Below are 20,849 nucleotides of genomic sequence, written 5' to 3'. Positions count from 1 at the left end.
CCTGGACCGGCGACGACCTGCGCGTGCTCGGCGACCTCGGCTACGAAGGCGAAGCGACCATGATCACGGTCGCGTTCAAGAAGCCCAAGAACGGTGCCTGCACCGACGTCCAGCAGCAGTTCAACCGCGCCCACAACGGCATCCGCGCCATCGCCGAACGTGGAAACTCCCTGCTCAAGACCACCTTCAAAGCGCTGCGCAACGTCAGCCTCTGCCCATGGAGCATCGGAAAGATCACCGCAGCCGCTCTGGTCCTCCTGCACATTGACCACGCCCGCACCACGTGATCACACACCGCCACGACCTGTTACGCGGAAAGGCTCACTGCTGCTCTTGAGGGCCGGGACCAAGCGCTTTCGCCGAATTCGGTGTTGGTGGGGCTGGCGCTCTACGACGACGACCGTTTCTTCGTCGAGCGATGGTGCTACCGGATCGCGCAGGATTGCGCTGACCTTTGGCTCGTCGCCACGGCGTCGCTTTGCCTGGGTCACCTCGCCCGACGCTTCGGGTATTTGGAGCCCGCGTCAGTCGTGCTCGTCCGTGAGCTTGCCGAGCGGACGGACCTCGACGGTCGGGTCTTCTCCGCACTGGAAGACGTGACGTTCTTCCTTGAGGAGTTGCCCAACCGGAGGAAGGCGGAACAGGGCAACTAGGCCGAACTTCAAGCATGTCCTGGGACCGAACCGTCAAGCATGTGGTGGGACCAGACTGGCGGCAATCCGGTTCGAGCGCCTTCGACGTGGGGTCACGGCGGGTTGACGTGTCGGTACCCGGTGCTACCCTGGCCCTCGTCGAGCACGTCAGCGCGGCCTTCCCGCCGGATCGCTGAACTCGACTCCGGAGTTGCCGAGCGGCCTATCTGCCGCTGACGCGGGTCACGTCCCGCCGGCTCTCGATCGCACCGGCCGTTGCATCGGCCCGAAATCCGCTGAGCGGCCCAGCACGGCCTTCCCTGCCGTCCACGATGGCCCTCGGATTCGCGCACCTCGACGGGTGGGGATCGCCTGCGGCAACCAGCCGGAAGCCGACCACCAGGCACCCCACCCGTCCCGGCATCACCCACGATCCAAGAACCCAGCTCAACGGCGGTCCAAGGCCGATGGCCTGCACCCGCCCTCCGGCGTGAGCCGCCCTCTCCGGCGGTGCCAGGAGACACCACGAACACCACCGACGGACACCGCTCCGGCGTCCGGTGGCAGTTCGTCGCCCGTCCCCTGCCACCCCTTGAGGAGAAAACCGTGTCCACCCTCACCGCCGGCCGTGACGCCCAGGCCCTGCGCCGCGCCGCCGCCCCGGACTACTTCGGCTGGCTGGAGCACACCCGCGCCGCCGGAGGCTGCACCCGCCCGATCCGTCTGATCGGCACCCTCACCGCCTTAGAACCCGGCACCGGCCGAGTCCTGGCCGAGCAGCACACCGACGAGCTGCCCGACCGGACGCTGTACAAGGCGTGCGGCAACCGCCGTGCCGCCCAGTGCCCCGACTGTGCCTGGGTCTACGCCGGTGACGCCTTCCAGGTCGTCCGCTGCGGTCTGACCGGCGGCAAGACCATCCCCGCCACCGTCAGCGCGCATCCGGTCGTCTTCGCCACCTTCACCGCGCCGTCCTTCGGCCCGGTGCACCACCGGCACATCCCCCGCCACACCTGCGCCCACCGGCGGCGCTGCGACTGCCGTCCCGCACCCTGCCGCGCCCGGAGCACCGCCGGCACCTGTCCACACGGGCAGCCCGCGGCCTGCTTCACCCGCCACGACGCCGACGATCCGCAGCTCGGTCGACCGCTCTGCCTGGACGGCTACGACCACGACCACCAGGCCGTCTGGAACTACTTCTCCGGCGAGCTGTGGCGGCGCACGAAACAGGCCATCGAACGCCACCTCACCGCAGTGTGCCGCCGACGCGGTATCCCACACGTCCAGGTCGTCACCGACTCCGGCCGGCTGCGCCGGGTGCCTCCGGTGCGGGTGTCCCACGGGAAGGTCGCCGAGATGCAACGCCGGGGTGCGGTGCACTTCCACGTCCTGCTGCGCCTCGACGGCGTCGACCCGCACGACCGGCACGCCCTGGTGCCGCCGCCGGCCGGCATCACCGTCGACGACCTCGACGCCGCCGTCCACGCCGCCACCCGACAGATCACCTTCACCACCCCACCGCACCCCGACCGCCCGCAGGGCTGGCCGATCGCCTGGGGCGAGCAGGTCGACGTACGCCGCATCGGCACCAGCGACGGCGACGTGACCGACGCCAAGGTGGCCGCCTACCTCGCCAAGTACGCCACCAAGTCCACCGAGGTCACCGGCCACCGCTCCACCCGACTCACCCCGGACGCCGTCGACGCCTACGCCGACCCGGAAGGCGACCACCTTGCCCGGCTCATCGACGCCTGCTGGCGACTCGGCCGCCCCATCCACCACCACACCACCCGGACAGCCGGGAAGACTGAAGACCGTCAAGGCGACCTTGACCCCACACCGAACGAGTACGCCGGGCTGCGCCGATGGGCGCACATGCTCGGCTACGGCGGCCACTTCCTCACCAAGGCCCGCCGCTACTCGGTCACCTTCGGCCTGCTCCGCGACACCCGCGCCGCCTACCGCCGCACCGAGCACACCGACACCGCCGACAGCGACGACACCGCCGGCACGGTCACCGTCGGCACGCTCACCTTCGTCGGCTCCGGCTGGCTGACCAACGGGGACGCCCTGCTCGCCAACAGCGCCGCCGCCCAACGCCGCGAACGCCAACGCATCGGCCGGGAGGAACTCGCCCACGAGGCGTGGTCGGGGGTGGCGGCGTGACCCAACACCTCACCCCTCGCTGGTATTCGCCCGCCGAGGTCGCCGTGCTGCTCGGCTTCGGCCTGTCCAAGGTCAAGATGAAGATCGCCACCGGGGAGCTGCGCTCCATCAAGGACGGCAAGTACCGCCGCGTCCTGCCCGAGTGGGTCGACGAGTACGTCCGCGAGCAGGTCCAGCGGCAGGAGGCCGCCTGATGCCCGCCCGCACCCGCGCCAACGGGGAAGGCTCGATCTTCCCCTACCGCAACGGCTTCGCCGCGTACGTCTGGGTCACCAAGCCCGACGGGCAGCGAACCCACAAGTACGTCTACGGCCAGACCCGGGAGGCCGTCCACGACAAGTGGATCAAGCTGCACCAGCAGGCCAAGGTCGGGCCGGTCGTCACCCGGGTGCCGACCCTCGGTGACTACCTGACCTACTGGCACCGGGAGGTCGTGCGCCCCAACCTCGCGCCGCTGACCTGCGCCACCTACGAGACGATCCTCCGGCTGTACGTGATCCCCGGCCTCGGCGGGAAGCGGCTCGACCGGCTCCAGGTGCGCGACGTGCAGACCTGGATCAACGAGGTGGCCCGCACCTGCCAGTGCTGCGCCCAGGGCAAGGACGCCCGCCGCCCGGAACTCAAGAAACGATGCTGCGCGCTCGGCCGGTGCTGCGGTGACACGCCGTCCGCCCGCACCGTCAAGGACGTCCGAGGTGTGCTGCGCTCCGCGCTCAACCACGCCGCCACCGAGGAACTGGTCACCCGCAACGCCGCCGCCCTGGTCAAGCTCCCACCGATCCGTCGCAGCAGGGGCCGGGCGTGGACCAGTGACGAGGCGCGTCGCTTCCTGGAGTCCGCGCGGGCCGACTGCGATCCGCTCTATGCCGCGTACGTGCTGATCCTGGTGCTCGGACTGCGCAAGGGTGAGGTGCTCGGCCTCACCGGGGACACCGTGGACCTGGCGGCGGGGGAGTTGTCGATCGGCTGGCAGTTGCAGCGGGTCGGCGGCCAACTGCTGCACCGGGAGACCAAGACGCAGACCTCGGACGCCACGCTCCCGCTGCCGGACATCTGCGCGGCGGCGCTCAACCTCCGCCAGCAGGCGAGGCAGGCCGACCGCGACCAGGCGGGCATCGCCTGGCAGGGCTCGCCGCTGCTGTTCACCACCCGCTACGGGACCCCCATCGAGCCGCGCAACTTCAACCGTTCCTGGGACGCCCGCTGCGCCCGCGCCGGGGTCCGGAGGACCACCGTGCATGACGCCCGGCGTACCTGCGCGACCCTGCTCGTCGACCTGGACGTGCACCCGCGCGTCATCATGCAGGTGCTCCGGCACGCGGAGGTGTCGGTGACGATGGAGATCTATTCGCAGGCGTCGTCGGACGCCACCCGCGACGCGCTCAAGCGTCTGGGCGAGAGCCTGCGTTGACTGCTGCTGTACTTCACTGCTGTACAGGCGCACAAGAGGGCACATCCGTCGATTGGATGTGCCCTCTTACCTGGTCGGGGTGGCCGGATTCGAACCGACGACCTCTTCGTCCCGAACGAAGCGCGCTACCAAGCTGCGCCACACCCCGAGGCGTGCCGACAAATAGTAGCCCACCCGATCCGCCGGTCAAATTCGGTATCCCCGTGCCGTCGCCGGCTCAGCGGGGGATCAGGGTCAGGATGCTCGCCTCGGGCGGGCAGGCGAAGCGGACCGGCGCGGTCGGATGGGTGCCAAGGCCGGCCGAGACGTGCAGCCAGGCGTCCGAGCCGGGCCAGCGGTGCAGGCCCTTGGCCATCGAGCGGTGCAGCCCGCAGTTCGTCACCAGGGCTCCGACCCCCGGTACGCAGACCTGACCGCCGTGGGTGTGGCCGGCGAGTAGCAGGCTGAACCCGTCGGCGGCCATCTGGTCCAGCACGGCCGGCTCCGGGGAGTGGCTGAGGGCGATCGAGAGGTTGGCCGTGGGGGAGACCGGGCCGGCGACGGACGCGTAGTCGTCCCGCTCGATGTGTGGGTCGTCCACCCCGACCAGCTCCACCAGCCGCCCGCCGGCCTTGAGCGTGGTACGGGCGTTGCTCAGGTCGGCCCAGCCGGCACCGGTGAAGATGTCCCGCAGTTCGTCGTAGGGCAGGGTCACGCCCTCGGTGTAGTCGCGGTCGGGCAGGAAGTAGGTGAACGGGTTCTTCCAGACCGGGCCGGTGTAGTCGTTGGAGCCGAAGACGAAGGCGCCCGGGTGGTTGAGGAGCGGCTGCAGCGCGCACAGGACCCCGGGGACCGCGTCGGGGTTGGCCATGTTGTCGCCGGTCACCAGGACCAGGTCCGGGTCCAGCCCGGCCAGCGACGCCACCCACTCCTGCTTGCGTCGCTGCCCGGGCATCATGTGCAGGTCGGACAGGTGCAGGATGCGCAGCGGCTCCGCGCCGGCCGGCAACACCGGCACCTCGTACCGCCGTAGGGTGAACATGTTGCGCTCGATCAGCGATGCGTACGCCAGGGTGGCCGCACCCACGACGGCGGTGCCGGCGGCGAAGCGGAATAGTGTGCGCTTTCCCATGGCTGACAGAGTAGTTTGACCGTCCATGGGTACCTTGAAGGACCGCCTGACCACGGACATGCGGGCCGCGCTGAAGGCACGTGACGAGATGACCACCTCCACGCTCCGGATGGCGCTGGCCGCCGTCGGTGCGGCCGAGGTCGCCGGTCAGGCCAAGCGGGAGCTCAGTGACGAGGAGGTGCTCGCCCTCCTGGGCAAGGAGGCGAAGAAGCGCCGGGAGGCGGCTGCCGCCTTCGCCGAGGCGGGCCGCGACGAGCAGGCCGCGAAGGAGACCGCCGAGGGTGTGGTGCTGGAGCGCTACCTGCCGAGTCAGCTCTCCGACGACGACCTGGCGGAGGCGGTCAGGACCGCCCTGACCACGGGTGGTTTCACCGGCATGGGGCAGATGGGCCCGGCGATGAAGGCCGCCCAGGCCGCTGGGGGGCGGGTCGCCGCCGAGGTACGCCGGCAGCTCGCCAGCTGACCTGGCGCCGGGTACGCGAAGGGGCGGCCAACCCGACCGGGGTGGCCGCCCCTTCGACGTCTCAGCGACCCACTAGTCGGCGGGGCGTTCCGTTGGTCTACCGCCGGTCGGCTCGGGCTGCGCGGTCGGTTCGGTCGGCTTGGTGGGCTTGGGGGCCGGGCCGGAGCTGACCTTGATGGTGACGACGCTGCCCTTGGCGGTACGGCCGGTTGGGCTGGTCCCGGCAACGGTGCCGGCCTGGCAGCTCGACTCGACCCGGTTCGTCGAGACGACCACCGCGAATCCGGCCCCGGTGATGCGGGACTTCGCCTTCTCCACGCTGACGCACTTGACGTTCGGGATCGACCGCTGGTCGCCGTAGCGGAGCTTGTTCTCCGGTGGGGTGAAGTCGACCCTGGGCTTGCCCTTCATCGCGTCGCGCAGCGTCTCGTACACCGGCGGGTTGATGCCCGTGGCCACGTTGTGACCCATCTGCTGGTTGGTCTGTGGCCAGTCCGGGTCGGCCATGATGCCGGCGACCGCGTACTGCTTGGTCATCGCGACCAGGGAGGCGGTCTTGTTCTTGTCGGTGGTGCCGGACTTGCCGGCGACCGGGGCGTCAACGATGCCCCGCACCTCGCCGGCGGTCGTGCCGGCGCACTTGGTTGTGGACGAGCGGTCCCCGACCGGGCAGCGGGCGGCGTCCACGGCGGCGCGGGCCACCTCGGTGCTGATCCGCTGTTCGCAGCGGGGGTTGGCGATGTCGAGCTTGTTGCCGGCCGGGTCGCGGATCTCCTGCACCGGGATCGGCTCGCAGTACAGCCCGTCGGCGCCGAGGGTGGCGTACGCGTTGGCCAGCTCCAGCGGCGTGGTCTGGGAGACGCCGAGGGTGAAGGCGCCCCACTGGCCGGCGTTCTTCTCCCGATCGAGGTCCTCCTGGGTGCGGAAGGTGATGCCGAGCTTCTTGGCGGCCTCGACCACCTTGTCCGCCCCCACCTGCTGCTGGAGGGGGACGAAGTAGGTGTTCACCGACCTTCCGAACGCGCTCCACATGTTGTGCACGCCGGCCATGTTGGGGTTTGCGTTCTTCGGGCAGTAGAAGTGGCCGTTGCAGGCGGCGGGGCTGTTCTCCTCGATGACGTAGTCGGACTGGAACTGACGCTCAGCGTTGATGGTGTGGCTGAGCGGGATGCCCTTCTCCAGCGCGGCCACCAGGGTGAAGATCTTGAAGGTGGAGCCGGCCTGGTAGCCGGTGATGCCGTCACCGCCGGTGAGGAGCGGGTTGACGGTGTTGGGATAGTTGCCGAGCGCCCCGGTTTCGCGCTTCGCCGGGTTGCTGTGGGGCTTGTTCTCCGGGTTGTCCGGGTCGTCGAGCTGGTAGTCGCGGTTGGCGGAGAGGGCGCGCACCCGGCCGGTGCCGGGCTCGACCGCGGCGAGCATCCGCGCGGCCTTACTGGTGGCGGGGAGGTTCTTCCGTACCGCCTCGTCGGCGGCCTTCTGGACCTGGGGCTCCAGGGTGGTGATGATTTCGAAGCCGCCGCTCTTGAGTAGCCGCTCCCGGTCGTACGAGGTGGAGCCGAACGCCTCCTGATCCATCCACCAGCGGTAGAAGTAGTCGCAGAAGAATCCCCACTCCTGCGTGTTGGTGTCAACGCAGCCGTTCGGCGCCCGCTTGCCGACGATCTTCGGCTTGCTGGCCTTGGCCTCCTCGGCCTCCTCCGCGCTGATGGCCTTGATTTTCACCATGTTGTCGAGGACGTAGTCGCGTCGGGCCAGTGCGCTCGGGTAGCCGCTGGGCGTGGTCGGGTCCAACGTGCTGGGCGCTTTGACCAGGCCGGCGAGGAGCGCCGCCTCGGCGATGGTGAGCTTGCTCGGCGGCTTGGCGAAGTAGACCTGACTGGCGGCGTGGATGCCGTAGGCGCCGTTGCCGAACGCGGCGATGTTGAGGTAGCGCCGCAGGATCTCGTCCTTGGAGAACTCCTTCTCGATCTGCACGGCGTAGCGCATCTCGCGCAGCTTGCGGGCGGTGGTGTCCTCGGTGGCCGCGACCACGTCGGCGGGGTGGGTCGCCGAGTACGCGATGGCGAGCCGGACGTACTGCATCGTCAGCGTGGAGGCGCCCTGCTGGTGGGCGCCCTCTTGGCTGTTGTTGATGAAGGCCCGGGCGACGCCGTTGAGGTCGACTCCGTTGTGTTCGTAGAAGTCGTGGTCCTCAGCGGCGAGGATCGCCTTCTGCATGGCCGGCGCGATGTCATCGATTTTGGCGATGTCGCGGCGGTTCTCGTCGTACATCGTGGCCACCGGTGTCTTGCCGTCGGCGGCGAGCAGGTGGCTTATCTGGGGCCCGGTGCCGACGGCCAGCTCGGTGGGGAGGGCGTCGAAGGTTTCGGCGCCGGCCTTCGCGGCCAGCCCGGACAGTGCCACCGCGGGGAAGGCCGCCGCGGCGACCACCACTCCGGCGAGTAGGCCACAGACGAGCAGCGATGCGGCGTTGGTCAGCACATTATGATCACGTTTCCGCATCCAGGTCACCTCGACAGGGTAGCGAACCAGCGGCGGGCGGCGCGGGGCGGCTTTTCCCCATTTCCTGCGCAGGCCCTCCTCGTTGTGTTAAACGCACGACCCCCGGTAGGCGGTTGCGGCCCAGGCGTCGCCGAGTCTCCTCATGGCGCGGGATGGGCGTCCAGCGTTTTGGTGGACCTCGGTGGGGTATGCGGGCGCCAGCCAGCCCGGTAAGCCGGGAGTGTCCGGAATAATGGATTTTGCCGACAACGTTGCGTAATCAGCCAACTACAGAGCATGATGGGAGCGGCGACAGCGCCACAGGTCGTCCGTGCCGCCTTGGGGGAGGTCGGTGGGCGATCGGGGGGAAAACAGCCGGCTGGTCCGCGATGGGGTCGGTAGTACTGCAAGGGGGGACGTGTACAGATGGGCATGATCACTGACTGGCCGTCGCTGGCGGCATGTCAGAACGGGGACCCGGACGCGTTGTTCGTACAGGGCGCCGAACAGAACGTGGCGAAGCGGATCTGCCGAAGCTGCCCAGTCCGGTACGAGTGCCTGGCCGACGCGCTGGACAACCGGATCGAGTTCGGCGTGTGGGGCGGCATGACCGAACGGGAACGGCGGGCGTTGCTGCGCCGCCATCCGCAGGTCGCCAGCTGGCGCAAGACGTTCGAGGCCGCGATGAAGAAGAACGCCAAGGAGAAGGCTGACCGGGACAAGGTCCTGGCAGCCACGGTCAGCTGACGAGTCTTTCTCGACCGCCCGCAGTCGGGCGGACGAGACCCCTGGCGCTGCGGCCGGCTACGGAGCACCCTGGCGCTGCGGCCGGCTACGGGGAGCACCCTGGCGCTGCGGCCGGCTACGGATCACCCTGGCCGGCCAGCGAACCGATCGTCCGCAGCCCGTCGATGTCGTGGACATCGGCGGGCTGCGCGGCTACCGAGGCCACCGGCACGGTCGGGAACGCCGCGGTGAACCGAGCAGCCACCCGCTGTTCGCGGATGGCCTGGTGGGCAAGGGTGGCATGGGCCCGGAGCGCGTCCACCGTGCCGTCGTGGCCGCCCAGCCTGGCCAGCCGGTCGGCGGCGGCCACGCTCTCGTCGGGGCCGAGCCCCGGGGCTGCCGGGCGGTGCACCCGGTTGAGCACCAACCCGGCGAGCGGCATCCGATCGGCCCGCAGCCGGCCCGCGAAGTACGCGGCCTCCCGGACCGCGTCCGGCTCCGGCGCGGCAACCAGGAGGAACGCCGTCTCCTGAGCCTGCAGGATGCGGTAGGTCTGCTCCGCTCGTTGGCGGAAACCGCCGAACATCGAATCGAGGGCGGCCACAAAGCCGGACAGATCACTCAACAACTGGGCGCCCAACAACTTCTGGACAACCTTCGAGAACATGCCGAACCCGGCGGTGACGAAGCTGAACATGCTCCGCCCGCCGGTGCGGGCCGGGGCAAGCAGCAGCCGCAGCATCCGGCCGTCCAGGAAGCGGGCGAGGCGAGCCGGTGCGTCGAGGAAATCCAACGCCGAGCGGGAGGGCGGAGTGTCCACCACGATCAGGTCCCACTCGCCCCGGGCGTGCAACTGCCCGAGCTTCTCCATCGCCATGTACTCCTGGGTGCCGGCGAAGGTGGAGCTCATGGCCGCGTAGAACGGGTTCGCGAAGATCTCGGCGGCCCGCGCCGGATCGGTGTGCTGGAGCACCACGTCGTCGAAGGTGCGTTTCATGTCGAGCATCATGGCGTGCAGCTCACCGCCGCTGGCCTCGACGTTGATCCCCTTGACCTGGCGCGGAGTGTTGTTCAGCTCGGTCAGCCCCAGCGACTGGGCCAGCCGGTGCGCCGGGTCGATGGTGAGCACCACCGTGCGGCGACCGTGCTCCTCCGCGGCCCGGAGCGCGAGCGCGGCGGCGGTGGTCGTCTTGCCCACCCCACCCGCCCCGCAGCAGACCACGATCCGTACGCCGGGATCGGCGAGGATCCGGTCAACATCCAGCGGCGGCGCCGCGTCGTCGGAAGGCACCAATCGAGCGTATCGGGCCCGGTTCAACAACGCTCCCGAGCCAACCGGAGGAGTGCCTCAAGCCGCTCGGACGAGCGCCGCGGCCAGCCGATCCAGACCCGCCCGGTCCACCCCGTCGGGCAGCAGCGGCAGCTCGACCAGCGGCAGGCCCAACTCGGCCAGATCGGTCCGGAGGGAGTCCTCCAGGTCGCGGCGGACCGACTGGTCGCGCGCCTCGGTCGCCAGGCCGGAGACGGTCATCTCGTCGGCGGGCAGCCCGGCGGCGAGCAACCCGGCGGTGAGCTCCGCCGGGGTGATCGCGGCGTTGACCGGTGCCGGCGGGCGGGCGGCGTTGACGATGATCCGCCCGACCGGGAAGCCCAGCGCGGCGAAGTCGGCGATGGCATCCGCGGTCTCCTGGACCGGCATCTCCTCAAGGAGTGTCACCACGTGCACGGCGGTCATCGGGGAGCGCAGCAGCGCGGCGACCCCCTCGCTCTGGGTTTTGATCGGCCCCACCCGGGCCAGCCGTGCGGTCTCGGCGGTGACATTGAGGAACCGCGCGATCCGCCCGGTCGGCGGGGCGTCCAGCACCACCGCGTCGTACACCCGCTGCTGGCCCAGCGTGCGGGTGGTGGCCTCCTTCACCTTGCCGGTCAGCAGCACGTCGCGCAGCCCCGGGGCGATGGTGGTGGCGAAGTCGATGGCGCCCAGCTTGCGCAGGGCCCGCCCGGCGCCGCCGAGCTTGTAGAACATGTCCAGGTACTCAAGCAGGGCCTCCTCCGCGTCCACAGCGAGAGCCCGCACCTCGCCGCCGCCCGCGGCGTCGGTCAGGTGCCGCTCGGCGTAGGGGAACGGGTCGGTGTCGAAGAGCTGGGCGATGCCCTGCCGTCCCTCGACCTCGACCAGCAGGGTGCGCCGGCCCCCGGTGGCGAGGGCGAGGGCGAGGGCGGCGGCGACGCTGGTCTTGCCGGTGCCGCCCTTGCCGGTCACCACATGGAGGCGGGCCGGCCACTCGGTGCCGGCCGGCTCGGCCGGTCGCTGTGCTGCTCCCACCCGTTGAGCCTAACCAGCGGTCACCCGCCGGCCACCTCGCAGACCCGCCAACCTTCCGTCCAGATCACGGTGAGGCGCAGGGGCAACTCGGCGGCCTGCTCGTCGGCGGTGGTCATGGTGACCGTGGTGGTCACGGTGGCCTGGTCCTTGCTCTGGTTGTCGACCTTCGGGGGGCTCCACCGGAAGTGCGGCTTCTCGTAGTCGGCCGCGTACTTCTCCAACTCGGCGATCTTTTCGGAGATCTTGTCCTGGTCCCGGGCGGACGAGCAGACCAGGCTCGATGCCTGGGCCGCGTCCCGGTCCTGGTAGACGGCGGTGAGGAACTCATCCACGGCGACCCGGGGCTCCTCGGCGCCCGGGCCCTCCTCCGCGGGACGCAGCAGCAGGAATGCAGCGACCCCGCCGCCGAGGCAGAGCACCAGGGTCACCGCAAGGGCGATCGACGCGATCAGGAATCCGCGTCGGCGGCGGGGCGCCGGACTCTGCTGGTTCGGGGGGTAGGGGGTGGCCGGTGCGGGGAATGCCGACGGGTTCGGTGCCGGTGCGTCGGGTGCGGGGAATGCCGACGGGTTCGGTGCCGGTGCGTCGGGTGCGGGGAATGCCGACGGGTGCTGATTGGTCGGGTCGTCGCTGGCTGGCTGGGACATCGCTCCCCCGGGGGTGGGACTGCGTCGGCTCGGCGAGGCGACGGGTGGCGGTGGGCCACCGCTTACGACCGGAAGGGTAGCGGTTGGCCCGGCCGTTGACAGGACACCGGTTCTGCCCGGGACCGTGGCCCCCCCCGGACGTTGTCCGTATTCCACCGGACCAGGTGTCGCATATGTGACTTGGCGGTCGGAATGCCGCGCGTCTTGTTGGCGGCCGTCGAACAGCAGCCTACGTTCCGATGGTGCCGGGATCGGGCCGTGGGCCGGGCCGAGCGGCGTGGGCACGATCAGGTACAAACCGCCGGAGGCAGGGCATGCACGACGTGGAGAACACCCCCCGTACCCAACTCCCGGCCGCGATCCGGCTGCCCGCCCCCGGCGGTGTCCCGGACCGGCCTGTCCTGCCGCCCCGGGACGAGGAGGAACCGGGCTACGTGGTGCATCTTCCGGTCCGGGTCGCGGACCACGCCGCTGCTGTCGCGCTGGCGGGCACGATCGCCACCTCGTTGAGCTTCCTCGGCGCGGTTGACGCCGGGGAGACCACCGTCTCCACGGCGGACGACCAGAACAACCGGCACCGGGTCTTCTGTGACCTGCCGCTGCTGGACCGGTCCCGCTGCCCACGGCCCTATGACCACGCCGGCGCATGCGGGGAGGCGGTGGCCGAGCAACGTCCCGCGCCCCAGCCCGCCGTCGGACCGTAGGCTGTGCCCTGGAAAGAACCGCCCTCCAGGAAAGAGAGCCTTCCAGCGATGCAGAAGTGGGAGTACGCCACGGTCCCGCTGCTGGTCCATGCGACCAAGCAGATCCTCGACAACTGGGGCGAGGACGGCTGGGAACTGGTGTCCGTGGTTCCCGGCCCGAACCCGGAGCAACTCGTCGCCTACCTGAAGCGGCCCAAGGCATGACCGGGCCGTACGCGAAACTCGTCGAGCTGGGGCACGAGTTGCCCGAGGTGGTGCCCCCGGTCGCCAGCTACCTGCCGGCGGTGCAGTCCGGGCAGCACGTCTACGTCTCCGGCCAGCTACCGATGGCCGAGGGCAAGCTGCTCGCCACCGGCAAGGTCGGCGCTGACGTCTCTCCCGACCAGGCCAGGGAGTTGGCCCAGCGGTGCGCGCTGAACGCGCTCGCGGCGATCAACTCGTTGGTCGGGCTGGAGCGGATCGTCAAGATCGTCAAGGTGACCGGCTTCGTGGCGAGTGCCCCGGGCTTCACCGGCCAGCCCGGCGTCATCAACGGCGCCTCCGATTTCTTCGGCACCGTCTTCGGCGAGGTCGGTCGGCACGCGAGGAGCGCGGTCGGGGTGGCGGAGCTTCCCCTGGACGCGCCCGTCGAGGTTGAGGTCATCGTCGAAGTCACGGCCTAGCGCCCGTCGCGATCTTGCACTTCCTGCCGGTCAAAACCCCTGAACGGGTACGAAGCGGCGGCTGGAGGTGCAAGATCGCGGGGGCCGGTGCGGGTGGTCGTACGATCGCAGCCATGAGCGGGCACTTCACGGCGTCGGCGACAGCTCTCGCCGGCGCGCTGCCGGGGTGGGTCACGCTGTTGCGGGCCCCCAACCCCGGGCCGATGACGTTGACGGGCACCAACACCTGGGTGCTCCGCGCCGCCCCTAAGAAACCGGCGGTGGTGATCGACCCCGGCCCGGCCGACGAGGCGCACCTGGCCGCGATCGTGGCCCAGGGGCCGATCGGGCAGGTGCTGATCACCCACAGTCACCCCGATCACACCGAAGGTTCGGTGCGCCTGCACGACCTGCTCGGCGGGGCGCCCGTACGCGCCGTGGATCCGGCCCACACCATCGGCGGTACGCCGCTGACCGAGGGCGCCGGCGACTTCGGCGGCGACCCGCTGGAGATCCGCCTGCTGGGCACCCCGGGGCACACCGCCGACTCGGTCTGCTTCCTCGCGACGTACGGCGACGAGCAGGTGCTCCTCACCGGTGACACCATCCTGGGCCGGGGCACCGCCGTGGTCGCCCACCCGGACGGGCACCTCGGGGACTACCTGGACAGTTTGGAGCTGCTCGCGACGTACGCCGGAATCCCGGCCCTGCCCGGTCACGGCCCGGCGCTGGCGGACTGTGGCGCCGCGGCGGAGTTCTACCTGGCCCATCGGCGGGCCCGCCTCGACCAGGTCCGGGCCGCGCTCGACGCCGGTGCCCGCACCGCCGCCGAGGTGGTGGCGGTCGTCTACGCCGACGTCGACCGGTCACTGTGGTGGGCCGCCCAATGGTCGGTCCGGGCACAGTTGGCGTACCTGGGCCGGGAATCCGGCGCCACCGATGCGGAGTTGGAGTAGACGTGACCTGCCCGGTGTGCGGAACCGTCGCGGTACCCGGTGCCCGGTTCTGCCACAACTGCGGCGCCGCGCTGCCGGCTGCGGCGACGCTCCCCGCCACCGAACGCCGCGTGGTCACCGTGCTCTTCGGTGACCTGTCCGACTTCACCTCCTGGTCGGAGGATCTCGACCCGGAACGGGTCGGTGCCGTCACCGACCGGGTGCTCGCGGCGCTGGCCGGTGCGGTCAAGACCTTCGGTGGGCACGTCGACAAGCTGACCGGGGACGGCATCATGGCGGTCTTCGGTGCGCCGGTGGCGCACGAGGACGACGCCGAGCGGGCCGTTCGGGCGGCGCTGTCGATGCAGCGGGCGGTGCGCCGGGTCCTCGACGACGAACGTGGTGGCGGCGGGCCACTGGGGCTGCGGGTCGGGCTCAACACGGGGGGCGTGATCGCCGGGATCCAGGCGGCCCTTGAGTACACGGTCATCGGAGACACGGTCAACACCGCCGCCCGACTCGCCGACGCGGCGGCGGTCGGCGCGGTGTATGCGGGGGACCGGACCGCCGCCGCCACCCGGCACATCGCCTCCTGGCGGGGGCTGCGCCCGCTGCGGCTGAAGGGCAAGCGCGAGCCGGTCGCGGCGTACGAGCTGCTGGGCCTGCTGGACGCCACGGGCACCCGGTCCGGGTTGGGGGACGAGGCGCCCTTCGTCGGCCGGGAGACCGAGATCGGGCGGGTGGCGGGCCGGCTCGCCGAGGTGGTTGACAGCGGTGAGCCCCGGGTACTGCTGATGACCGCCGAGGCCGGTATCGGCAAGTCCCGCTTCGCCGCGGAGGTGGAGCGGCTCGCCGCCGGCTACGACGTGGGCGCCGGCCGGTTCGCGGCGTACACCGGTGCGCGGGTGCTCTCCGTGCGCTGCGTCGCGTTCGGTGAACGGCGCCGGCTCGCTCCCCTGGCAGACCTGGTCCGTGTCGCGGTCGGCCTGCCCACCGACTCGGCCACCGCGCTCACCCGACCGGCGGTCGAGGAGCGACTGCGTCGACTCGGCCAGCGCCTCGGCCGTGCCGGTGGCGATTCCGCGCCGGTCGCCACCGAGCAGTTGCTGGCCCTGCTCGGGTACGCGGAACTGCCCAGCGGCCCCACCGACCAGGGCGAGTGGCGCTCGGCGAGTCAGTCCGCCGACGGCGACGCGGTGCCGAACGCCGTCGCCGACCTGCTCAGCGCCCTCGCCGCGGAGGCGCCGCTGGTGGTCATGGTCGACGATCTGCACGACGCGACCACCGAGAGCACCCAGGCGCTCGGCGAGACCCTGTCCCGGCTCGTCGGCCCGGTGCTGGTGCTGCTGTTGGGCCGGCCGGAGCTGGTCCGCACGGCGGGTGCCCTGACCCGGGTGGCCGACGCCGAGGTCCATGCGCTGCCGCCGCTGCGCGGTGCGGATGCCGCGCGGCTGCTCACCAGCTACCTCGATGGAGGCCGGTTGCCGCAGGTCGACGCCGATCGCCTGCTCGCCACCGCGCAGGGCAACCCGTTCTACCTGGCCGAGCTGGTCACCCTGCTGATGGAGCGGGGCGCGCTGACCGCTGGTACCGACGAGGACTGGCAGCTCACGCCGGGCTCGCTCGGCAGCCAACTGCTCTCCCGTGACCTCGCGGCGGTGCTCGCCGCGCGAATCGATGCACTGCCGGCGGACGCCCGTTCGGTGCTGCGGGACGCGGCGGTGGTCGGCGACACCGTACCGGCGGGGGCGCTGGAGGCGTTGCGGGAGCAGCGGAGCGGTCGGGACGGCTGGCCGGCGGCGGTGGCCGCCGTGGAGCTGGAACGCGCGGTCGAGGAGTTGCTGCAACGCCGGATGTTGCACCGCGCGTGGTCCGGCCACACGTTCGCCACCCCGCTGATGCGGGAGGCGGCCTACGCCGGCGTCAGCAAGGCCGAGCTGGCCGAACGGCACGCGGTCCTCGCCCGTTGGGCGGCGACCGACCCGCCGACCGGTACCCCCGCCTCCGGTGGTTTCACCGAGGCCGCCCGGGACGACTTCGTAGCCGGGCACGTGGAGCGGGCGACCGCGCTCGCCGACGCGGTCGGTCTGCGGCCGGACGCACCGGCGCGGGCCGTGGTCCCGGTCGGGGTCGCCGCGTTGGGCCACGCCGCCCGCCGGTCGATGTACGTCGGAGAGCCGCTGCTGGCGGTGGAGTACGCCGAACGCGCCAGCGAGCTGGCTCCGGATGGGGTCCCGGCAGCCGACCGGGTGGTGCACGCGCGGGCGCTGCTCCAGATCGGCAAGGCGGCCGACGCGCTCGCGAACGCGGAGAAGATCGCCGCCAACGCCGGGGACGAGGCGGCCACCCAGGCGAGTGCGCTGCTCCTGGCCGGGCAGGCGCAGCAGACGATGGGCGACCCGGACCGGGCGGTGAGCTCCTGGCAGGAGGCGTTGCAGGTCGCCTCCGCCCACGAGTTGCCGACGCTGCGGGCGGCGGCGATGCGGCAGCTCGGGATGGCCGACTTCATCGCCGGCCGGCTGGGGCAGGCGAGCAGCCGGCTCGCGGCGTCGTACCAGACCAGTCTCGCGGTGCAGGACCGCCGTGGGCAGGCGTGGTCGTTGCAGAACCTGGCTTGGGTGACCACCACCCGGGGCGACTTCGCCGGTACGGACGCGGTGCTCGGTCGAGCCGCGCGGTTGTTCGCCGAGCTGAAGGATCCGTACGGGCGGGCCTGGCTGCGGGGCACCACCGCCTTCGCCCGGCTGCTCGCTGGCCGGCTGCACGAGGCCGGCCGCCTCGCCCGGGCGTTCCTGCCGTTCGGCGAGCGGGTCGGCGAGCAGTGGGCGGTCGGCACCCTGCGGGCGGTGGAGGCGTTCGCCGCCGCCGAGCTGGGTGATCTGGCTGAGGCCGACCGGGCGGCCCGGCGGGCGTACCGGGACTTTGACGCCGCCGCCGACGAGTGGGGGCGGGGCTTTGCGCTGGTGGTGCGCGGGGTCATCGCGCGCGGCCTGGGCGAGCCGGAGCACGCTGCGGATCTGTTCACCGACGCGATGGGGTACGCCCGCCGTACCTCGCATCCACTGTTGACCGGCATGGCTGGCACGCTGCGGGGGTTCGTGGCGTTGGACTCGGGCGACCACGACCGGGCCGAGCGGGAGGCGCAGGCGGTGCTGGCCGCCGTCGAGCCGTACAACCCGTGGGCGCCGGCGCAGGTGGCGCCGCGGGTGCTGCTGGCCACCGCCCGGCTGGCGGCCGGCGATCCCGGCGCTGCGGTCGGCCTGCTCGCCCCGGTGGCGACCGCCGCGCAGACCACCCCGGCGTTGCTCTTCTCCCGTCGCCTGACGCTGGCCCAGTACGCCTCCGCCCTGCTCGCCCACGGGCAGGCCGAGCAGGCGCTGGACTGGGCGCGGCGGGCCCGTGCCGTCCCGGCGGAGGATGTGCGCAGTCAGGTGATCACCGCCGCCGTGTTGGCGAGGGCGTTCGCCGCCACCGGCGGGTCGGTGGCGGCGCGGGCCAGTGCCCAGGAGGCGGTACGTCTGGCGTACGCGACCGAGCAGCGGAGCGAGCGGCGGGCCGCGGACGACCTCCTCAGCCGGTTGACAGCGGCCGACTGATCCGGCCGTCGGCGGCAGCGCCGGTGGCAGCTTTTGGCAATTCCGGTGATGCGGGACAGGGTGGATGGTCGATAGCGTGGGGGCGCGCACGACCCGGGAATGTGGGCGTGCCGGACGGAAGGGGTCTGATGAAGCTGCCGCGTTCCGCCGCCGGCTGGACAGTCACGGTATTTGGCCTGCTCGCGTTGCTTGTGGGCGCGGTTGGGCTGATCTGGCCGGAGGTGATGCTGCGGCTGCTCGGCTTCGAGGTGCTGGAGTCCCGGGCGTCGGGTGACTATACCGTTACTTTTCTGACGGCGTCCTCGATGGCGTCGTTCAACATGGGGGTCTACTACCTGCTCGCCTCGGCGACTGAGTGGCGCGCCTTCTACCGGTTCACGGTCGGGTTCCGACTCCTGACGTTCACCGTTTTCACCGTCCTGGTGTTGGTGGACACCGCTCCGGGCCGGTTCTTCGGGGTGGCCGCCTGGGAGGGGCTGGGCGCGTTGGCGACCGCTGCGGGTCTGTGGTGGGATCGCCACGGCGCGGGTGCCGCGGCACCGGGCAGCGCCGTCGACCCGTCGGCTGAACCGGCGGGTCCGGCGTCCACCGCTGACGCGGTTCGCTGACCAGCCCGCCTGGTTCGGTATTTTCAAGCCGTGACCGAGACCTCGCCTGGCGCGCTACCAACGCCCCTTGTGCCCGGGCTAACCGATCTGCGGGTTTTTGCCCGGGGCGGTTACGCGACGATCTACAAAGCCACCCAGATCTCGGTGGACCGTGAGGTGGCGGTCAAGGTAGAGAACCGCACGCTGGACAGCGAGCGGGACCAGGCCCGGTTCCTCCGCGAGGCACGGGCGGCCGGCCGGATGTCGTCACACCCGCACGTGGTCGACCTCTTCGATGTCGGCGTCACCGTGGACCAGCACCCATACCTGATCATGGAGCTCTGCGACGGGTCGTTCGCCGAACGGATGCGTACCTCGCCGCTCGGCCCGGTGGAGGCCCGCGACCTCGGAGTCAAGATCGCCGACGCGATCGCCCACTCCCACGCGGCCGGGGTGCTGCACCGCGACATCAAGCCGGCCAATATCCTCCACTCCCACTTCAACCCGGCGGTGCTGGCCGACTTCGGGCTGGCCGTCGTCGCCGAGCTGCGCGACGCCACGGTCGCCCTGGAGGTACTCACCCCGGCGTACGCGCCGCCGGAGATGTTCAACCACAGCCCGCCGTCACCGGCCGTGGATGTCTACGCGCTCTGCGCCACCCTCTACGCGGTGATGCACGGTCGGCCGCCGCGTTGGCGTTCCGAGCGTGACCCCAGCCTGGTGACGGTGTTGGAGATGTTCCATCAGCCGGTCCCCGGCCTGCCCGGAGTGCCGGAGGCGTTGGTCAACATCCTTCGGGCCGGCATGTCGAACGACCCGGGGACACGACCGTCCGCCGCCGAGCTGCGGGACCTGCTGGCCGCGCTGCCGGTTGGTGGGACCGCCGCCAGCGCCCCGGCCGAGCTGGCCGCTGGCGGGCACCCCGGGACGGCCCCGGGCGGGCACTCCGGCGGGGCCGCGGGCGGCCGGCCGGCCGCCCCGGCACCCCGCGCGCCGGTCGAGGACGCACACCCGACCCTTCCCGCCGCGGCCCGGCGTCGGCGGCCCTGGTTCCTCGGCGGCGCGGGAGTGGCCGCCCTCCTCGCGGCCGGTGTCGGGCTGGCCGGTGTTGGGCCGGATTGGGTTGGGCCGGACTGGGTTGGGCTGGACGGTGGCCGGGATGTGCCGCGACCGACCTCGAGCGTGGGCCGGACCGCCGATCCCACCCTCCGGCCCGCCTGCGCCCAAGCCGTGGAGCTACCCTCCGGGGCCCGGTGCGGAGCCGAGCTGGAGTGTTTCGGTCCCATCTGGGGCAGCGGGTCGCGGACCCCTGCCGAGCAGGTGCCCTGCTCGGGTGAGCACACCTGGGAGAGCTACGCCGAGGGCGAGCTGTCCGAGCCGGCACCCGGGGTCCGCTACCCCGACATCAGCGTCGACCCGACGGTTCGTCGGGTGTGCAACGAGACCACCTTCAAGCTCGCCGCCGGCCTCACCCACACCGAGGGGTGGAAGCTGGAGGTGCTGCCCCCCGGGGAGGCGGAGCGGACGTACCGCTGTGTGGCCGGGCGCGGGCTGGACGCGCTCGCCGCCCCGACCCTCGTGCGCTGAGCACCGGGTTGCGACCCTGGTCGCAGGTCGCCGATGACGAACGTGAAGGCCAGGTGAACATGGATCGGTCGGTTCTTTTCGACATCGACGGCACCCTCGTGGATTCGACCGAGGCGGTCACCACCAGCTGGCGTACGGTCGCCGCCCGTTACGGCGTCGATGCGGACGCCATCCTGCGGGTCTGCCACGGCCGGCGCGACGAGGATGTGGTGCCGGAGTTCTTTCCGCCCGAGGCGGTCGCGTCGGTCCAGCGGGAACTGGCCGACCTCGAGCTCGCGAACGCCGAGTTGGTGCGCCCGATCCCGGGGGCCGTCGCCGCGCTGAACACGATCACCGACGGCAGTTGGGCGGTCGTCACCTCCGGGTCTCGCGCTCTCATGACCGCCCGGTTGCGCGGTGCTGGTCTGCGGATTCCGTCGGTCATCGTGGCGGCGGAGGATGTCCGCCACGGCAAGCCCGATCCCGAGGGGTATCTGCTGGCCGCCCGGCAACTCGATGTTGCCGCCGCATCCTGCGTTGTCGTGGAGGATTCCCCCGCCGGAGTCGCCGCCGGCAAAGCGGCCGGGGCCGTGGTCGTGGCGCTCGCCACCACCCACGCCCCAGCGGAACTGGCCCTCGCCGACGCCATCATCGACGACCTGCATGAGCTGGACCGGGCGATCAGCACATCCGTTCACCGCGCGCGACGGTGACGAGGCGGCGGGCCGCCCGGACGGATGCTTCATCCCTTTAGTGGGTATTACTCGCATTATGGGTTGTTTGGGGCCTAAGTCCGTTTTGCTCGTGGTGGTTGCTACCGCCTTCTGGTAGCCGAGGAGCGCCCGCCCGGTCTGCCC

20 protein-coding genes and 1 tRNA gene are annotated in these 20,849 nt (G+C 71.4%); 15 read left to right on the top strand and 6 right to left on the bottom strand.

Annotated elements, in window-relative coordinates:
* The 5 genes from T398_RS12590 to T398_RS12570 form a co-directional block, all read left to right on the top strand.
* The coding region (locus T398_RS12590; protein WP_496446823.1) for a transposase family protein at positions 1–287 on the top strand (287 nt) is incomplete at its 5' end.
* 81 nt (positions 288–368) lie between these two features.
* A complete protein-coding gene (locus T398_RS12585; RefSeq protein ID WP_496446822.1) occupies positions 369–653 on the top strand; it encodes a hypothetical protein in 285 nt (94 codons plus the stop codon).
* A 585-nt stretch (positions 654–1,238) separates the two neighbouring features.
* Positions 1,239–2,798 carry a replication initiator gene (locus T398_RS12580; RefSeq protein ID WP_496446839.1) on the top strand — a complete coding sequence of 520 codons (1,560 nt, stop codon included), beginning with the start codon at positions 1,239–1,241 and terminating at the stop codon, positions 2,796–2,798.
* A complete protein-coding gene (locus T398_RS12575) occupies positions 2,795–2,992 on the top strand; it encodes an excisionase family DNA-binding protein (RefSeq protein WP_033669086.1) in 198 nt (65 codons plus the stop codon). The genes T398_RS12580 and T398_RS12575 overlap by 4 nt, the downstream gene beginning before the upstream one ends.
* Complete coding sequence (locus T398_RS12570) at positions 2,992–4,209, top strand: tyrosine-type recombinase/integrase (RefSeq protein ID WP_496446821.1); 1,218 nt, start codon at positions 2,992–2,994, stop codon at positions 4,207–4,209. The genes T398_RS12575 and T398_RS12570 overlap by 1 nt, the downstream gene beginning before the upstream one ends.
* A gap of 71 nt (positions 4,210–4,280) precedes the next feature.
* Here T398_RS12570 and T398_RS12565 read toward each other — a convergent pair.
* A tRNA-Pro gene (locus T398_RS12565) sits at positions 4,281–4,357 on the bottom strand.
* A gap of 69 nt (positions 4,358–4,426) precedes the next feature.
* Positions 4,427–5,320, bottom strand: coding sequence for a metallophosphoesterase (locus T398_RS12560; RefSeq protein ID WP_496446819.1), 894 nt, complete (start codon positions 5,318–5,320; stop codon positions 4,427–4,429).
* A 25-nt stretch (positions 5,321–5,345) separates the two neighbouring features.
* Between T398_RS12560 and T398_RS12555 the strand changes: the two genes are divergently transcribed.
* Positions 5,346–5,783, top strand: a complete 438-nt coding sequence (locus T398_RS12555; protein WP_496446817.1) for a GatB/YqeY domain-containing protein — start codon at positions 5,346–5,348, stop codon at positions 5,781–5,783.
* A gap of 72 nt (positions 5,784–5,855) precedes the next feature.
* On the opposite strand, the gene T398_RS12550 is transcribed toward T398_RS12555, so the two are convergent.
* Positions 5,856–8,285 carry a penicillin-binding protein gene (locus tag T398_RS12550; protein WP_496446815.1) on the bottom strand — a complete coding sequence of 810 codons (2,430 nt, stop codon included), beginning with the start codon at positions 8,283–8,285 and terminating at the stop codon, positions 5,856–5,858.
* A gap of 405 nt (positions 8,286–8,690) precedes the next feature.
* On the opposite strand from T398_RS12550, the gene T398_RS12545 reads away from it, so the two are divergent.
* Entirely contained in the window at positions 8,691–9,011 is a 321-nt protein-coding gene (locus T398_RS12545) for a WhiB family transcriptional regulator (RefSeq protein WP_496446813.1), read from the top strand.
* Between the two features lie 115 nt (positions 9,012–9,126).
* On the opposite strand, the gene bagB is transcribed toward T398_RS12545, so the two are convergent.
* From bagB to T398_RS12530, 3 genes are read right to left on the bottom strand one after another with little or no spacing between them, the layout of a single operon-like run.
* Positions 9,127–10,284 carry an ATPase BagB gene (gene bagB, locus T398_RS12540; protein ID WP_496446811.1) on the bottom strand — a complete coding sequence of 386 codons (1,158 nt, stop codon included), beginning with the start codon at positions 10,282–10,284 and terminating at the stop codon, positions 9,127–9,129.
* A 54-nt stretch (positions 10,285–10,338) separates the two neighbouring features.
* The gene (bagA, locus tag T398_RS12535) at positions 10,339–11,316 is read right to left on the bottom strand and encodes an ATPase BagA (RefSeq protein WP_496446809.1); all 978 of its coding nucleotides are present in this window, start codon (positions 11,314–11,316) and stop codon (positions 10,339–10,341) included.
* 20 nt (positions 11,317–11,336) lie between these two features.
* Positions 11,337–11,963, bottom strand: a complete 627-nt coding sequence (locus T398_RS12530; RefSeq protein ID WP_496446808.1) for an Rv0361 family membrane protein — start codon at positions 11,961–11,963, stop codon at positions 11,337–11,339.
* 314 nt (positions 11,964–12,277) lie between these two features.
* Between T398_RS12530 and T398_RS12525 the strand changes: the two genes are divergently transcribed.
* From T398_RS12525 to T398_RS12490, 8 genes are all read left to right on the top strand, one after another.
* Positions 12,278–12,667: a hypothetical protein gene (locus T398_RS12525; protein ID WP_496446806.1), complete on the top strand. Its 390-nt coding sequence runs from the start codon at positions 12,278–12,280 to the stop codon at positions 12,665–12,667.
* Positions 12,668–12,715: 48 nt separating this feature from the next.
* Entirely contained in the window at positions 12,716–12,871 is a 156-nt protein-coding gene (gene sp36 / locus T398_RS12520; protein ID WP_013736319.1) for a Sp36 family protein, read from the top strand.
* A complete protein-coding gene (locus tag T398_RS12515; RefSeq protein ID WP_496446805.1) occupies positions 12,868–13,329 on the top strand; it encodes a RidA family protein in 462 nt (153 codons plus the stop codon). The genes sp36 and T398_RS12515 overlap by 4 nt, the downstream gene beginning before the upstream one ends.
* A gap of 113 nt (positions 13,330–13,442) precedes the next feature.
* Positions 13,443–14,264 carry an MBL fold metallo-hydrolase gene (locus T398_RS12510; RefSeq protein ID WP_496446803.1) on the top strand — a complete coding sequence of 274 codons (822 nt, stop codon included), beginning with the start codon at positions 13,443–13,445 and terminating at the stop codon, positions 14,262–14,264.
* Between the two features lie 2 nt (positions 14,265–14,266).
* Positions 14,267–17,839 carry an adenylate/guanylate cyclase domain-containing protein gene (locus T398_RS12505; protein ID WP_496446802.1) on the top strand — a complete coding sequence of 1,191 codons (3,573 nt, stop codon included), beginning with the start codon at positions 14,267–14,269 and terminating at the stop codon, positions 17,837–17,839.
* A gap of 128 nt (positions 17,840–17,967) precedes the next feature.
* Entirely contained in the window at positions 17,968–18,447 is a 480-nt protein-coding gene (locus T398_RS12500) for a hypothetical protein (RefSeq protein ID WP_496446800.1), read from the top strand.
* A gap of 69 nt (positions 18,448–18,516) precedes the next feature.
* Positions 18,517–20,013 carry a serine/threonine-protein kinase gene (locus tag T398_RS12495; protein ID WP_496446837.1) on the top strand — a complete coding sequence of 499 codons (1,497 nt, stop codon included), beginning with the start codon at positions 18,517–18,519 and terminating at the stop codon, positions 20,011–20,013.
* Between the two features lie 53 nt (positions 20,014–20,066).
* On the top strand, positions 20,067–20,705 hold the full coding sequence (locus T398_RS12490) for an HAD-IA family hydrolase (RefSeq protein ID WP_496446798.1): 639 nt from the start codon (positions 20,067–20,069) through the stop codon (positions 20,703–20,705).
* The last annotated feature ends 144 nt before the right edge of the window (positions 20,706–20,849 follow it).

It is taken from the genome of Salinispora goodfellowii, assembly GCF_059570675.1.
This window is presented reverse-complemented; position numbering and strand designations above follow the sequence as displayed.

What these genes read in the sequence shown, in the direction of transcription:
- T398_RS12570 (WP_496446821.1), top strand. Translation starts at nt 2,992, where the DNA reads ATGCCCGCCCGCACCCGCGCCAACGGGGAAGGCTCGATCTTCCCCTAC.
- T398_RS12560 (WP_496446819.1), bottom strand. Translation starts at nt 5,320, where the DNA reads ATGGGAAAGCGCACACTATTCCGCTTCGCCGCCGGCACCGCCGTCGTG.
- T398_RS12555 (WP_496446817.1), top strand. Translation starts at nt 5,346, where the DNA reads ATGGGTACCTTGAAGGACCGCCTGACCACGGACATGCGGGCCGCGCTG.
- T398_RS12550 (WP_496446815.1), bottom strand. Translation starts at nt 8,285, where the DNA reads ATGCGGAAACGTGATCATAATGTGCTGACCAACGCCGCATCGCTGCTC.
- T398_RS12545 (WP_496446813.1), top strand. Translation starts at nt 8,691, where the DNA reads ATGGGCATGATCACTGACTGGCCGTCGCTGGCGGCATGTCAGAACGGG.
- T398_RS12530 (WP_496446808.1), bottom strand. Translation starts at nt 11,963, where the DNA reads ATGTCCCAGCCAGCCAGCGACGACCCGACCAATCAGCACCCGTCGGCA.
- T398_RS12525 (WP_496446806.1), top strand. Translation starts at nt 12,278, where the DNA reads ATGCACGACGTGGAGAACACCCCCCGTACCCAACTCCCGGCCGCGATC.
- sp36 (WP_013736319.1), top strand. Translation starts at nt 12,716, where the DNA reads ATGCAGAAGTGGGAGTACGCCACGGTCCCGCTGCTGGTCCATGCGACC.
- T398_RS12515 (WP_496446805.1), top strand. Translation starts at nt 12,868, where the DNA reads ATGACCGGGCCGTACGCGAAACTCGTCGAGCTGGGGCACGAGTTGCCC.
- T398_RS12510 (WP_496446803.1), top strand. Translation starts at nt 13,443, where the DNA reads ATGAGCGGGCACTTCACGGCGTCGGCGACAGCTCTCGCCGGCGCGCTG.
- T398_RS12500 (WP_496446800.1), top strand. Translation starts at nt 17,968, where the DNA reads ATGAAGCTGCCGCGTTCCGCCGCCGGCTGGACAGTCACGGTATTTGGC.